Origin of the sequence: Paenarthrobacter sp. 22069 (assembly GCF_052046035.1) — a bacterium.
GTDB lineage: Bacteria > Actinomycetota > Actinomycetes > Actinomycetales > Micrococcaceae > Arthrobacter.
In genome coordinates this window covers 1-12,870 of the sequence record NZ_JBQEQF010000019.1, presented here as the reverse complement: position 1 = coordinate 12,870, position 12,870 = coordinate 1, and the positions used below count along the sequence as shown (strand labels likewise).

Here is a 12,870-nt window from a genome sequence, read left to right as displayed (position 1 = left end):
CGGGAATGTCCGACGGCGGTCCGGCACCTGGGTGCCCGGGCCGCCGTCGTTTCGTTAACCGCTTTGGAGGATCATGCCAGGAGGCTTTGGGACGACGCGACCGTTTCGTTGTCTGTGTGCATGGTGACCACCACGTTGACCCTGCGGCCCTCCAGCACCACCGGCAGCCAGTGGTCGGCGTCCTGCCACATGCGGTCCACCGGCAGCGTATCCACCCGGAACCACCCAGGCAGGATCTCGTCGCTGGGTTCGGGCTCGCCCTCCCAGGTGCGGGCCGTGAACAGGCTGGTCTTCATGTCCCATTCCGGCCGCGCCGGGAACACGAAGTGCACGGCGCCGGCGTCTGCCAGGTCCTCCGGACGCAGCACCACCCCGGTCTCCTCCAGGACCTCCCGGATCACGGCCTGGGCGTCGGTCTCCCCCGGTTCCACGTGGCCACCGATCCCCACGATCTTGCCCCTGCCGAAGCCGGTCTGCTTCAGCCCCAGGAGGACTTCGGCGCCGTCCTTCCCGTCACGGAGCAGGAAGCAGAGGGTGACCCGGGAGGATTCCATGTGCATAACCCTATAGCTGCCGGCGGGCTCTGAAGCTATCCGGCGGCCGGGCCGTCGCCGACCAGTTGCTGCCGGAGTTCCACCGGAAGCCCTTTGGAGGCAAAGTCGCGGTCCATCGCCTCCTGGGGTGTGAGGCCTTGATTGTTCAGTGCCTGGAACTCCCAGTTCAGGACGCTGGCGGTCTGCTGGCTGAAATCGCAGAGGAACCGGCCGTCCTGCAGCTTGGCGATCTGGTACCAGGCGTTGCCGCCATCGAGCTGGAGGGCTTTGGCTCCCTCATCGGAGATGGAGAAGGCCAGCCAGCCGCCGGCACAACCCAGGACGGTGTAGAGATGCTGTTGGTCAGCGGGGATCGAAAAGATGATGCGCTGCTGGTCGCTTCGCTGCAGGTCCACGTTGTCCATGGTGCATGGCACACCGCCGGTGCTCAAGCCACCGGCCGCAGGGCTCCCCGATTGAGCCGCGGAGGGTGACGCGGTGGCAGTGGGTTGTTCACCGGCGGACGGTGTGGCGGACGGGCTGGCCGATGCAGGGTTTCCGGTTGCCTCCGGGGGCGCCACGCCCGGCCCGGGCATGGGCCGCTGTGTCATGGCCCCGCCCACGTACACCGCGCCGGCTACCGCTGCGGCTCCCAGCACGGTCGCAGCAGTTGTCCGGACGGCTGTCCGTCCCCGCTGGTTGCCGCGTTCCGGTGCCCGCGCCGCCGGACGGATGACTTCGGTTTCCCCAAAAGCCGCCAAGGCCTGGGCTGCATCGCCTGCGGCCACCTGATTCGGTGCCGTCGGCCGGGGTTTGGCGGCCTTCATCAACTGCTCAATGCGGTCCATGGCTAGTCCTTCCGTTCGGTCATGAGATGTCCCGGTGCCGCCTTGGCGAAAGCCCGGCGTGCACGGTGCAGCCGTACGGCAGCAGTTGAGGGAGAACATCCAAGGGCCTGGCCGAGTTCGGGGATGGTCAGGTCATCCCAGTAGCTGAGCATGAGGATCTCGCGGTCCCGTTCCCGAAGGCGGCCAAGCACCTCCGCCACCGCGGCCTGTTTCCCGGTTTCATCCTGCAGGACGTTGCCGCGTGCCTCGTCCTGCAGCCGGTCAAGAAGTTCCTGGCGGCGGCGACGGCCCCTGTATTCGTTACCGAGCACATGCCGGGCCGTGGCAAGCAGCCAGCCGATGCCGGGCGGTTCCGGAAGTTGTTTCTGCCAGGCAATGCGGAACACGTCGGCCGCCAATTCCTCGGCCCGGCCCGTGTCGCTGATGCGGCATGCGATGTACCGGTAAACCCGCCCCGAATGCTGGGAATGCAGATCGATGAATGCCTGCTCTTCCGCTGCCAACATAGTATTTCCCCCCGGACACTTGTGACTTGATCTTGAAGACTAAGTGTCCCGGGCGGGGCTGGTTCTTACAGCAGCGGGAAAATTCGTTGTGGGGATCGATGGGACCGCCAGGGCAGGACCCGGCTAGCCCAACGCCCGGGGATGTGCCGCGGCGTAAATTTCGCGGAGCGTATCGGCAGTGACGAGTGTGTACACCTGCGTGGTGGTCACGGAGGCGTGCCCCAGCAACTCCTGCACCACGCGGACGTCCGCGCCGCCTTCGAGCAGATGCGTTGCGAACGAATGCCTCAGCGTGTGCGGCGAAACATCGCGGGTAATGTTGGCCTTCTCCGCAGCGGCCTTCAGGATGGTCCAGGCACTTTGCCGGCTGATCCTGCCGCCCCGGGCATTGAGGAACAGTGCCGGCGTGCCCTTGCCTTTGGCGGCGAGAAGCGGACGGCCGCGGACCAGGTAGGCATCCAGCGCGCGGGCCCCATAGGACCCGAGCGGTACCAGCCGTTCCTTCGATCCCTTGCCGAACAACCGGACGATGGCCGGCCCGGCCTCCGGCTCCGCGAGGGAGATATCGTCAACGTCCAGTCCCACCGCTTCGCTGATCCGGGCGCCGGTGGAGTAGAGGAATTCGAGCAGGGCGCGGTCGCGCAGTCCCGCTGCAGTATCGGTTCCCGCGGCCTCAAGGATGCGGGTCACCTCATCCACGCTGATGGCCTTGGGGAGCCGTTTTCCCGCCATGGGCGGGTGGACGTCGCTGGCAGGATCGGAGGGCGTGTAGCCTTCCAGGGCCCAGAACTTGTGCAGTCCCCGGACTGCCACCACCGTCCTGGCCGCCGAGCGCACACCAAGGGTGGAACCGCCGTCGGACCCGTCCGAAAGTGCCCGGACGTAGCCGGTGACGTGCTGGCGGGTAATGTCCTGCGGGCGTTCGCAGCCGGCAGCGGCCAGGTAGCGGGCATAGCGTGCCAGGTCCCGCCGGTAGGCAGCCAGCGTGTTCGCGGCCAGACCCCGTTCAACCCCCATGTGCTGGAGGTAGTCGGTGATTCCCCGGTCGATGGCGGCCGGGACGTCCACCGGCGCAGCGGCGGGTTTCGCGCTCACCGGCGGCTGGACGGCCGGTGCCGCATCTACCGAAGGACCGGGACCCATCAGCGCTGGCTGGGATGCGCGGGCCAGGGGGCGTCGGCGGGGCGAAGCCCTTCATAGTCGGAGGCACGGGCAGCCGCAGCGGCGAGGATCCCGACCACGGCGGAGGGGTTGTGCAGGTGCCCGGCCAGGACCGATGCCACGGCATCATCCAGGCCGATCCAGTGGAACTCGATCTCGGCCTCCTCGTCCGTCCGCTCGTGGCGTTCGTGGTGCGGCACTTCGCTGAGGTCCCGGGCCAGGTAGATGCGAATCGCCTCGCTGGAGGATCCCGGCGAGTTGAAGACGTCGGCCAGGACGTTCCAGGTTCCGGCAGCGAGGTCAGCTTCCTCCGCCAGTTCCCGCGCAGCCCCCGCCAGGAAGCCTTCGCCTTCGACGTCCAGCAGGCCTGCCGGAACTTCCCAGAGATCCATGCCCACGGGATGGCGGTACTGCTTCAGCAGCAGGACCTGGCCCTGGTTGTTCATGGGCAGGACGGCTACGGCACCGGGATGGTCGATGTAGTCCCGGGTCAGGGCGTCCCCGGACTCGGAGAGCTGGAAGGTGTCGCTGACCACGTCCCAGATCCGGCCCTCGTAGACCTTTTCGGTAGACAAAAGACGGCGCGGGCTTGGTGCATCCGAAACCTGTTTTGCAGGGGTGGCTTCAGGTGTACCAGGCATCGCGCCGTCCTTTGGTGTTCTCTTGACTACTTAGCCGTAACGCTACCCGATGCTGCAGCCTCGCCGGCCGCGGGAACCTCCGTGTCGGCAGCGCCCTGGCTGGCAGCACCCTGGTGGCCAGCGCCCTGGTGGTTCAGGGCAGCCTTAACCAGCCCGGCGAACAGCGGGTGCGGGCGGGTGGGCCGCGAACTCAGTTCCGGGTGTGCCTGGGTGGCCACGTAATACGGGTGGACGTCGGCGGGCAGTTCGACGAACTCCACCAGCTTGCCGTCCGGGGACGTGCCGGAGAAGACCAGGCCCTTGTCCGCGATCTGCTCGCGGTACTTGTTGTTGACCTCGTAGCGGTGCCGGTGGCGTTCGCTGACGGTGGTCTTGCCGTAGGTTCCGGCGATGACCGAGCCTTCATCCAGTTTGGCTTCGTAGAGGCCCAGGCGCATGGTGCCGCCCAGATCCCCGCCGCCTTCAACGAACTCCAGCTGCTCTTCCATGGTGGCGATGACAGGGTACTTGGAGTCGGGTTCGAATTCGCTGGAGGAGGCGCCCTCCAGCCCCACCACGTTGCGGGCGTATTCGATGACCATGCACTGCAGGCCGAGGCACAGGCCCAGGACCGGGAGCTTGGTTTCGCGGGCGAACTTCAGGGCGCCGAGCTTGCCTTCGAGTCCGCGGATGCCGAAGCCACCGGGGACGCAGATGGCGTCGACGCCGTCGAGCGCCTTGATGGCTCCTTCGCGGATCTCGCACTCGTCGGAGGGAACCCAGCGGATCTTGACCTTGGTGTCATTGGCGAACCCACCGGCGCGCAGGGCCTCCGTGACGGAGAGGTAGGCGTCCGGCAGGTCGATGTACTTGCCCACCAACGCGACTTCGACGTGGTGCTTGGGGTTGTGGACGGCCTCGAGGAGACGGTCCCAGCTGGTCCAGTCAACGTCCTTGAACGGCAGGTCAAGGGCACGGACGATGTAGGAGTCCAGGCCCTGGCCGTGCAGGGTCTTGGGGATGTCGTAGATGCTGGGGGCATCCGCGGCGTTCACCACGGCGTCGATGTCGACGTCGCACATGCGGCCGATCTTTTCCCGCATGGCCTCGGGCACTTCGCGGTCCGAGCGGATCACGATGGCTTCGGGCTGGATGCCGATGGAGCGCAGCGCCGCCACGGAGTGCTGCGTGGGCTTGGTCTTCAGCTCCTGCGACGGGCCGATGTAGGGGACCAGCGAAACGTGGAGGAAGAACACGTTGGTCCGGCCGATATCCTGGCGGACCTGGCGGGCGGATTCGAGGAACGGCTGGGACTCGATGTCGCCAACGGTGCCGCCGATCTCGGTGATGATCACGTCAGGGGCGTTCTTGCCCTCGGCGGGCAGGCGCATCCGGCGCTTGATTTCGTCCGTGATGTGCGGGATGACCTGCACGGTGTCCCCAAGATACTCGCCGCGGCGTTCCTTGGCGATCACGGTGGAGTACACCTGGCCGGTGGTCACGTTGGCGGAACCTTCGAGGTTCTCGTCGAGGAAGCGCTCGTAGTGCCCGATGTCCAGGTCCGTTTCGGCGCCGTCATCGGTGACAAAGACTTCGCCGTGCTGGAAGGGGTTCATTGTGCCCGGATCCACGTTCAGGTAGGGATCGAGCTTCTGCATCGTGACGGACAGGCCGCGTGCCCGCAACAGGTGACCCAGGCTGGACGCCGTCAGTCCCTTGCCGAGCGAGGACGCCACACCGCCGGTGACAAAGATGTGCTTGGTCGTCTTGGAGGAACCCGGGAACCGGGAATTTACACGGGAATTTGATCGCTGCACCACGGAATTCGAGCCTATCATCAATTGCGCGTTCCCGTGGCTGCCCAGGCCAGGCCCGTTCAGCGTTTGTCAGGCCCGCTGCGGCAGCAGCTTGGCATCGTCCAGCAGCTCCTGGGCGTGTGCCTGCGCGGACTCGGAGTCCTCCTGGCCGGCCAGCATGCGGGCGAGTTCACGCACCCGCTCCGGGCCGTCGAGGAGGCGGACATCACTGGACGTGAACCCGGTGGCGGTGCCGCCGTCGGCCCCCCTGACGGAGGTCTTGGTGACGGTGATGTGCTGGTCCGCGAACGCCGCCACCTGCGGAAGGTGGGTAACCACCAGCACCTGGACGTGGCGTGCCAGCATGGCCAGCCGGCGGCCGATTTCGACGGCGGCACGGCCGCCAACCCCGGCGTCCACTTCGTCGAAGACGAAAGTGGGGACGGGATCGACGGCGGCCAGCACCACTTCGATGGCCAGCATGACACGGGAGAGTTCACCGCCGGAGGCGCCCTTGCCCAGCGGCCGGGCCGGAGCGCCGGAGTGCGGCTGCAGCAGGAACGCGATCTCGTCGGCACCGTGCGGGCCCAGCTGACCGGCGGGGTCAAGGTTGATCACCAGCGTGGCGTCGGCCATGGCGAGTGCCTTGAGCTCGGCGCTGACGCGGGCAGACAGGTCCTTGGCGGCTTTGGCCCGGATCTTACTGATCGCCGCCGACTGCTTCTTCAGCCCGGCTTCAGCGCGGACTACCTCAGCCTCCAGCGCCTCGATGCGGGAGGAATCGTCCTGCAGCTCGTCGAACCGGACGCGCGCTTTGTCCGCCCACTCCAGTACTTCGTCAATGGTGGGGGCATACTTGCGGACCAGCTTGGCCAATGCGGCGCGGCGGTCCTCGATTTCGGCCAGCCGTTCCGGGCCTTCGGAATCCAGGCCCGCCTGGTAGCTGGCCAGTTCGGTGGCGATGTCGTTGAGCAGGAACCCCACCTCGGCCAGCCGTCCGGCCGCAGATCCCAGTTCGGCGTCGTGCTCAGCCACGTGTTCGAGGGTCCGCTTGGCGGAGTCCACCAGCGTAGTGGCGTCACCTGCCTCGCCAAAGTCCTCGGCAATGAGTGCCTGGTGCGCGGTGCTCGCTGCGATCCGCAGTTCCTCCACATTGGCCAGCTTCACGGCCTCAGCCTTCAGCAGCTCGTCCTCCCCCGGCTGCGGATCGACGTCGTCGATCTCGGCGAGGGCTGCCTCCAGGGATTCGGCTTCGCGGAGCCGGTCCCGTGCGGCGCTGCGCAGCCCCTCCAGTTCCGCCTGGCTGGCCTTCCACCGGGCGTACAGCTCCTGGTATGCGGCCAGCGTGCCGGCCAGGCTGTCCCCGGCAAACTTGTCGAGCGCTTCGCGCTGAGCCGTGGCACTCTTGAGCCGGATCTGGTCCGACTGTCCGTGCACCACCACCAGGGATTCGCCGATCTCGGCCAGGACACCCACGGGTGCAGCACGGCCGCCAAGGAACGCCCGGCTGCGTCCGTCCGCACCCAGGCGGCGGGCCAGGATCAGTTCGCTGCCGCCGTCGAACTCTTCCGCCTCTGCACCGGCCTCGAGGGCACGGGCCACGGCGGGGTGCCCCGCGTCAAGCTTCAGCACGGCCTCGGCGGTGGCGCTCTTGGCGCCGCTGCGGACGGCGCCGGCGTCGGAGCGGGCGCCCAGCAGCAGCCCGACGGCGGTGACCACCATGGTCTTGCCGGCACCGGTTTCACCGGTCACGACGCTCAGTCCCGGGCCGAGAGGAAGGGTTGCGTCAGTGATGACGCCGAGATCGCGGATTCTCAGTTCTTCAAGCATGGATTCACTTTGCAGTCGACGGATCGGGATCGCTGCCCGGATTTTCTGCATGCGGTGCCGGCAGCGGCGGCATGGGCCGCGGCGTACGCACAATCGGGATGGGCCCCGTGTGTACGGCATCGGACTTTGGCACCGGACCGCGCCAGCCGTGGATGGGCAGTTCGAATTTGCGGACCAGCCGGGCGGAGAACGGCGTCTGGTGGGTGCGGGCCAGGCGGACAGGGGTGGCGGACTTGGTGACTTCCACCCGCGCGCCCGGCGGCAGGTCCACCGAACGCCTGCCGTCACACCACAGCACGCCCTGCGCGTCGGTACGGCCCAAGACCTCCACCGCGAGCCGTGACCGTGGAGACACCACGAGGGGTTTGGCGAAGAGCGCATGGGCGCTGATGGGCACGATCACCAGCGCCTCCACCTCGGGCCAGACCACCGGACCGCCGGCAGAGAACGCGTAGGCGGTGGAGCCGGTGGGGGTGGCCAGCACGATGCCGTCGGAGCCGAACGACGTCAGCGGCCGCTCGTCCACTTCGGTCACGACCTCGAGCATGCGTTCGCGGTTCGCCTTCTCGATGGCGGCCTCGTTTAAAGCCCACGTGTGCCAAATCTTCTGGCCGCGGACCCACACCTGGACATCGATGGTCATGCGCTCTTCAACCGTGTATTCGCGGCTGGCAATCCATTCCACGGTCTGTGCCAGGTCTGCCCGTTCACTTTCGGCCAAAAAGCCCACGTGGCCCAGGTTGACGCCCAGCAGCGGCACGTCCACTTCGCGGACCAGTTCAGCGGCCCGGAGGATGGTGCCGTCACCGCCAAGGACCATGACGAGTTCGACGTCGGGCAGCTGGACGTGGTCGTGGAGCACTTCCACCGGCTGGGCCAGGTGGCCGAAGAACCGTTCCATGTCCCCCAGCTCGGACTCCTGCATGACCGATACCATCCCCGAAGCGTGCAACAGGGCACAGGCTTCCCAGGCGGCTTTCAATGACTCCTCGCGGCCGGTGTGGGCAAGGACCAGTACACGCCTGCTCATCAGGTTCCGCTCTCTAGTGGTTCGGCCAGATTTGTCCGAGCAACGCAGCGGCTGCTGCCTCTCGCTCTTCGATCTTAGGCAAGTCTTTGCTGATCCTGCGTCTTATCCACAGGAAGTATTCGACGTTTCCATCCTGGCCGGGCAGCGGACTGGCCGCCAGCCCGCACAGGTCCAGTCCGGCGTCGAGCGCTGCCCTGGCCACCTTGTCGACGGCCAGCCGCCGCTCGCGTTCCGACGTGACTACGCCCGTGCGGCCCAGCCGGTCCTTGCCGATCTCGAACTGCGGCTTGACCATGAGGACCAGGTCACCGCCGGGCTCCGTGCAATCCGCCAGCGGCTGCACCACGAGGGTCAGGGAGATGAAGGACAGGTCGGCGACCGTCAGTGCAGCCGGGCCGCCGATGTCGTCGGGAGCCATGTAGCGAACGTTCATGCCTTCGTGGACGTCCACGCGGGGATCGCTGCGCAGGTGCGGCACCAGCTGGCCGTGCCCGACGTCGACCGCCACCACCTGCTTGGCACCGCGCCGAAGAAGGACGTCCGTGAAGCCGCCGGTGGAGGCGCCGGCGTCAAGGCACCTTTTGCCGTGCACCGAAACGCCGGGGAAGGCGTCCAGGGCACCGGCCAGCTTGTGGCCGGCGCGGCTGGCGTAGGTGTCCTGGTCATCGTGTTCGATGGCCAGGTCCCGGCTGTCGTCCACCTGCAGGGACGCCTTGGCGAGGACTTGGCCGTCCGAGCTGACCTTGCCTTCAGCGATGAGCGAAGCGGCATGGGTGCGGGACCTTGCCAGCCCCCGGGCCACCAGTGCCTGGTCGAGGCGAACCGGCATCAGGACGTCCCCTCCGCCTGCGCGCGGCCGGTGGGACCGCTGCCGGTGGGACTGCTGCCGGTGGGATCGCTGTTGAGCGCGGCCAGGAGGTCATCGTGAAGCCTGTTGTAGACGGCCTCGTGGTCCGCTGCCGGGAGGCCAGGCAGGTCCAGCAGCCCCGCCACGGCCTGTACCACCTGCGGATCCCGGATGTCCTGCCCGAAGTCGCGCGCATCACGGTGCGGCCACCCGGGGTCCGGCCGGGACGTTGGGTCCTCCGGTTCGGTCAGCTCAGTCATTGGACCAGTCTAGTGATCCAGCCACACCAGCTTGGGCGCCTTGGGGGCTGCAGCGTCGGGTGTTTGGGCCCACCACGCAGCGCACGCGGCGCGCCAGGAGTTGATGTCCGCCTGGCTGCCAATGATGCCCACGGCGCCGTTGGCCACGCGGGCGCTTGCGTTGCCGCAGGCGTACGTGCCGTCGTCGTGTGTTACCTCAGGGTACGGACGGTGCAGGTCGCCGAGGTTCTCGATGACGTAGTTGGGCCGTTCGGCAGCCCGGGCAGCGAGGATGGTTTCGCGCGTGTCGACGCCGGTCAGGACGGCGACCGTGGCGAAGCCGGCGTTGTTGCCGCCCAGGATGTCCGTGTCCAGCCGGTCGCCGACCACCAGGGGACGCTCCGCCCCGAGGCGCTTGGCGGCCGAGTGGAAGAGCGGTGCCTCAGGTTTGCCGGCCACCCTGGGCTGCTGGCCGGTGGCCGCGGCGACTGCCGCAACAAGAGTGCCGTTGCCCGGGGCGATCCCGCGCGCCTGGGGAATGGTCATGTCGGTGTTCGTGGCCACCCAGAGGGCACCGCCGTTGACCGCATACGTGGCCTCGGCCAGGTCCTTCCAGCCGATGGCAGGGTTGAATCCCTGCACCACGGCCACCGGTTCCTCGTCCTGGCTGGCAACGGGCACCAGCCCTGCCAGCTCAATTTCGCGGGCGAGGGCCGGGCTTCCGGTGATCAGGATCCTGGATCCGGGTGCCAGCAGTGAAGCCAGCAGGTCGGCCGCGGCCTGGGAAGAGCTCACCACCTGGTTGTCCTCGGCCGGCGCGCCAAGTTCACGGAGATGGGCTGCCACCTCTCCCGGCGAACGGGACGCGTTATTGGTGACATAGCCCAGGCCGATGCCGAGGCCGGAGAGCTGCGTCAGCGACTCGATGGCACCGGGAATGGCGTTCGGCCCTGCGTAGACCACGCCGTCCAGGTCGGCCAGGAGGGCGTCAAAGCGGGAAATCAGGGAGACGTCACTCATTGGCGCTCAGTCTTCCCTGCGTTCTTCGTCGTGCAGGATGCCTGTGTGATCCTCAATTCCGACTGCCTCATTCGCGGCCGGTTCCTCGCCTGATTCATCCTCGAGCGATTCGACCCCGTCAGCGGCGTCCTCTTCGGCCGGGGAAAACAGCTCGTCGGATTCCCGCGAATCCTGGTCGGATTCGGCGTCGTTGGAGACAAAGTAGTCGGCATCCTGGTCATCGATGCTGCTGTCCTGGGCTGCCTTCGCTTCGGTGGCGCGGGCGCTTTCAGTGGACGTGCCACCGGTGACCGGGGCGGTTTCTTCAGTGTCCGGGGACTTGGAGGCACGGTCCAGCATCCTGCGGCGTTCGGCCTCTTCCCGGGCCTCCTCTTCCTCGTCCCAGCCGAGGTCGATGATTTCCGGTTCCTGGTCCACGCCCTGGCCAAGGGCGTTCTCTGCCACCACGGTCTGCCTGCTCCACTTCTGGGACTCCTCTTCCCGTCCTACGGCAGCCAGCGCATCGGCGTAGGCGCGGAAGAGGCGCGGGCTGTAGGAGAACGCGCGGTTGATGTCGAGCTGCGGGATTTCCAGTTCGGCCACGGCGGCATCCAGCTGGCCGAGGTCGGTGCGGGCACCGGCAGCAACAATGGCCAATTCAACCTTGCCCGGGGCGTCCAGGTCCTGGGCTTCCTCGGAGCGGGCCACGTCGAGTGCACGGTCAGGGCGGCCGAGGCCACGCTCGCAGTCGGCCATCACAGGAAGGTGCACGTTGGAGCCGCTGATCCTGCGGAAGGTGCGGAACTCGCGCAGGGCCTCTCCGTAATGGCCGGCGGCGTAGGCAGTCAGGCCAACGGCCTCGCGGACGGCGGCGAGCCGTCCGCCCCGGCGGCTGGCGGCCAGGGCGTGCTGGAAGGCCAGCTCCGGCTCATCGTCGATGAGGCGCCCGGCCATCACCAGGTGGCGGGCCACCCACTCCGAGCTCTTGGGCTCAAGGGTCTTGATCTGGTGCTGCGTGGCGCGGTCCAGTTCCTTACCGGTGACGTCCTCGTCGATTTCGGGTGAGCGTTCCCGGTCCGGGCGGTTGGCGCTGCGGAGGTCAGCGGCGTTGGGCACGCGGACAGGACGGTCTTCCTGGCGATCGCGGCCAAAGCTGCGGGGGCCGGCGCCACGGCCGGACTCGGCGCGGGAGTCACCGCGGTCGAAGCTGCGGGGTGCCCGGTCCTGCCGGTCCCCGAACGGCTTGCGGTTATCGCCGCCACCAAAACCACGGCGGTCGCCTTCACTGTCGCGGCGCGGACGGTCGCCAAACGGCTTGCGGTCACGATCACCAAACTGGCGACGCTCGCCTTCGCCGTCGTGGCGCGGACGGTCATTAAACGGTTTGCGGTCGCGGTCACCGCCTGCAAAACCACGGCGGTCACCCTCACCCTCGCGACGGGGACGGTCACCAAACGGCTTGCGGTCACGATCGCCAAAAGACTTACGCTCGCCACCGCCGGCACCGCCGCCAAAACCGCGACGGTCGCCTTCACCATCGCGACGGGGACGGTCACCAAAGGGCTTGCGGTCACGGTCACCGCCCGCAAAACCACGGCGGTCACCCTCGCCTTCGCGACGGGGACGGTCACCGAAAGGCTTACGGTCACGATCACCATACTGGCGACGGTCGCCTTCACCGTCGCGGCTCGGACGGTCGCCAAACGACTTACGATCACGGTCACCAAAAGATTTACGCTCGCCACCGCCGGCACCGCCGCTAAAACCGCGACGGTCACCCTCGCCATCGCGACGGGGTCGATCGCCAAACGGCTTACGATCACGATCACCAAAGGGCTTACGCTCGCCACCGCCGGCACCGCCGCCGCGAGAGAAATTGTTGCCATCGCGGTCGGACCGGGACCGGAAGCCGCGGGGCTCACCGCCGGAGTTATTGTTGCCGCGGAACGCGCCGCGGTCGTTGCCGCGGTTGCCACCGTTGTGCTCGGCCATGTGGATTCCTCCTGTTGTGAGCCGACCACTGGCGCAACTGCAGCCGCTCGTTTCGTTTCCTACGCAACCCGAAATCAAGCGCTTCGAAGTCCGTACATCTTCATCAATTCTAGTGGAGCCATAAAAATCCCCGGGACAACAGAAGCCCTGGCAGTGGGATCGTGGCCATCTTCACAACGGAGACAGCCTGGGGCCCCAACGCCCATCACGTGATGCGGTCGTTTCCGCAACGCCCCATCACCTTGTGCGGCCATTTCCGCAACGCCCCATCAGATGGGGGCCGTGTGCTGCCCGTGGGGCCGGGTTTGGTGCTTAAAGCGGCAGGGCCCTGACAGATCGCTGTCAGGGCCCTGCTCTAATGTGTGTCCGGCGGTGACCTACTCTCCCACACCCTCCCGGGTGCAGTACCATCGGCGCTGTGGGTCTTAGCTTCCGGGTTCGGAATGGGACCGGGCGTTTCCCCCACGCT

13 protein-coding genes and 1 rRNA gene are annotated in these 12,870 nt (G+C 67.3%); 1 reads left to right on the top strand and 13 read right to left on the bottom strand.

All coding sequences use genetic code 11. The annotated features are described in order from the left end of the window. Positions 1-71 precede the first annotated feature (71 nt). From ACTJK0_RS15665 to ACTJK0_RS15610, 12 genes are all read right to left on the bottom strand, one after another. The gene (locus tag ACTJK0_RS15665) at positions 72-554 is read right to left on the bottom strand and encodes an 8-oxo-dGTP diphosphatase (RefSeq protein ID WP_440745814.1); all 483 of its coding nucleotides are present in this window, start codon (positions 552-554) and stop codon (positions 72-74) included. A gap of 35 nt (positions 555-589) precedes the next feature. Continuing rightward, positions 590-1,381 (bottom strand): hypothetical protein, encoded by a 792-nt coding sequence (locus ACTJK0_RS15660; protein ID WP_440745813.1) that lies wholly within the window; start codon positions 1,379-1,381, stop codon positions 590-592. A gap of 2 nt (positions 1,382-1,383) precedes the next feature. After that, positions 1,384-1,887 (bottom strand): RNA polymerase sigma factor, encoded by a 504-nt coding sequence (locus tag ACTJK0_RS15655; RefSeq protein ID WP_440745812.1) that lies wholly within the window; start codon positions 1,885-1,887, stop codon positions 1,384-1,386. 123 nt (positions 1,888-2,010) lie between these two features. Continuing rightward, complete coding sequence (gene xerD / locus ACTJK0_RS15650; protein ID WP_440745811.1) at positions 2,011-3,030, bottom strand: site-specific tyrosine recombinase XerD; 1,020 nt, start codon at positions 3,028-3,030, stop codon at positions 2,011-2,013. Continuing rightward, entirely contained in the window at positions 3,030-3,689 is a 660-nt protein-coding gene (locus ACTJK0_RS15645; RefSeq protein WP_440745810.1) for an NUDIX domain-containing protein, read from the bottom strand. The genes xerD and ACTJK0_RS15645 overlap by 1 nt, the downstream gene beginning before the upstream one ends. A 26-nt stretch (positions 3,690-3,715) precedes the next feature. Next, positions 3,716-5,506 carry a CTP synthase gene (locus ACTJK0_RS15640; RefSeq protein WP_440745809.1) on the bottom strand — a complete coding sequence of 597 codons (1,791 nt, stop codon included), beginning with the start codon at positions 5,504-5,506 and terminating at the stop codon, positions 3,716-3,718. 48 nt (positions 5,507-5,554) lie between these two features. After that, positions 5,555-7,294: a DNA repair protein RecN gene (recN, locus tag ACTJK0_RS15635; protein WP_110545571.1), complete on the bottom strand. Its 1,740-nt coding sequence runs from the start codon at positions 7,292-7,294 to the stop codon at positions 5,555-5,557. Between the two features lie 4 nt (positions 7,295-7,298). Then, on the bottom strand, positions 7,299-8,324 hold the full coding sequence (locus ACTJK0_RS15630; protein WP_110545570.1) for an NAD kinase: 1,026 nt from the start codon (positions 8,322-8,324) through the stop codon (positions 7,299-7,301). Positions 8,325-8,337: 13 nt separating this feature from the next. After that, the gene (locus ACTJK0_RS15625) at positions 8,338-9,153 is read right to left on the bottom strand and encodes a TlyA family RNA methyltransferase (protein ID WP_440745808.1); all 816 of its coding nucleotides are present in this window, start codon (positions 9,151-9,153) and stop codon (positions 8,338-8,340) included. After that, a complete protein-coding gene (locus ACTJK0_RS15620; protein WP_440745807.1) occupies positions 9,153-9,431 on the bottom strand; it encodes a hypothetical protein in 279 nt (92 codons plus the stop codon). The genes ACTJK0_RS15625 and ACTJK0_RS15620 overlap by 1 nt, the downstream gene beginning before the upstream one ends. Before the next feature lie 9 nt (positions 9,432-9,440). Further along, a complete protein-coding gene (locus ACTJK0_RS15615) occupies positions 9,441-10,430 on the bottom strand; it encodes an HAD-IIA family hydrolase (RefSeq protein ID WP_440745806.1) in 990 nt (329 codons plus the stop codon). 6 nt (positions 10,431-10,436) lie between these two features. Continuing rightward, entirely contained in the window at positions 10,437-11,525 is a 1,089-nt protein-coding gene (locus ACTJK0_RS15610; RefSeq protein WP_440745805.1) for a hypothetical protein, read from the bottom strand. A 243-nt stretch (positions 11,526-11,768) separates the two neighbouring features. Here ACTJK0_RS15610 and ACTJK0_RS15605 point away from each other — a divergent pair, with 243 nt between their 5' ends. Beyond that, the gene (locus ACTJK0_RS15605; RefSeq protein WP_440745804.1) at positions 11,769-12,614 is read left to right on the top strand and encodes a hypothetical protein; all 846 of its coding nucleotides are present in this window, start codon (positions 11,769-11,771) and stop codon (positions 12,612-12,614) included. A 151-nt stretch (positions 12,615-12,765) separates the two neighbouring features. Here ACTJK0_RS15605 and rrf read toward each other — a convergent pair. After that, positions 12,766-12,870, bottom strand: a 5S ribosomal RNA gene (gene rrf, locus ACTJK0_RS15600); the annotation flags it as partial.

Excerpts from the sequence above, each read along its gene's own strand:
- ACTJK0_RS15665 (WP_440745814.1), bottom strand. The coding sequence starts at position 554 with ATGGAATCCTCCCGGGTCACCCTCTGCTTCCTGCTCCGTGACGGGAAG.
- ACTJK0_RS15660 (WP_440745813.1), bottom strand. The coding sequence starts at position 1,381 with ATGGACCGCATTGAGCAGTTGATGAAGGCCGCCAAACCCCGGCCGACG.
- ACTJK0_RS15655 (WP_440745812.1), bottom strand. The coding sequence starts at position 1,887 with ATGTTGGCAGCGGAAGAGCAGGCATTCATCGATCTGCATTCCCAGCAT.
- xerD (WP_440745811.1), bottom strand. The coding sequence starts at position 3,030 with ATGGGTCCCGGTCCTTCGGTAGATGCGGCACCGGCCGTCCAGCCGCCG.
- ACTJK0_RS15645 (WP_440745810.1), bottom strand. The coding sequence starts at position 3,689 with ATGCCTGGTACACCTGAAGCCACCCCTGCAAAACAGGTTTCGGATGCA.
- ACTJK0_RS15640 (WP_440745809.1), bottom strand. The coding sequence starts at position 5,506 with ATGATAGGCTCGAATTCCGTGGTGCAGCGATCAAATTCCCGTGTAAAT.
- recN (WP_110545571.1), bottom strand. The coding sequence starts at position 7,294 with ATGCTTGAAGAACTGAGAATCCGCGATCTCGGCGTCATCACTGACGCA.
- ACTJK0_RS15630 (WP_110545570.1), bottom strand. The coding sequence starts at position 8,324 with ATGAGCAGGCGTGTACTGGTCCTTGCCCACACCGGCCGCGAGGAGTCA.
- ACTJK0_RS15625 (WP_440745808.1), bottom strand. The coding sequence starts at position 9,153 with ATGCCGGTTCGCCTCGACCAGGCACTGGTGGCCCGGGGGCTGGCAAGG.
- ACTJK0_RS15620 (WP_440745807.1), bottom strand. The coding sequence starts at position 9,431 with ATGACTGAGCTGACCGAACCGGAGGACCCAACGTCCCGGCCGGACCCC.
- ACTJK0_RS15615 (WP_440745806.1), bottom strand. The coding sequence starts at position 10,430 with ATGAGTGACGTCTCCCTGATTTCCCGCTTTGACGCCCTCCTGGCCGAC.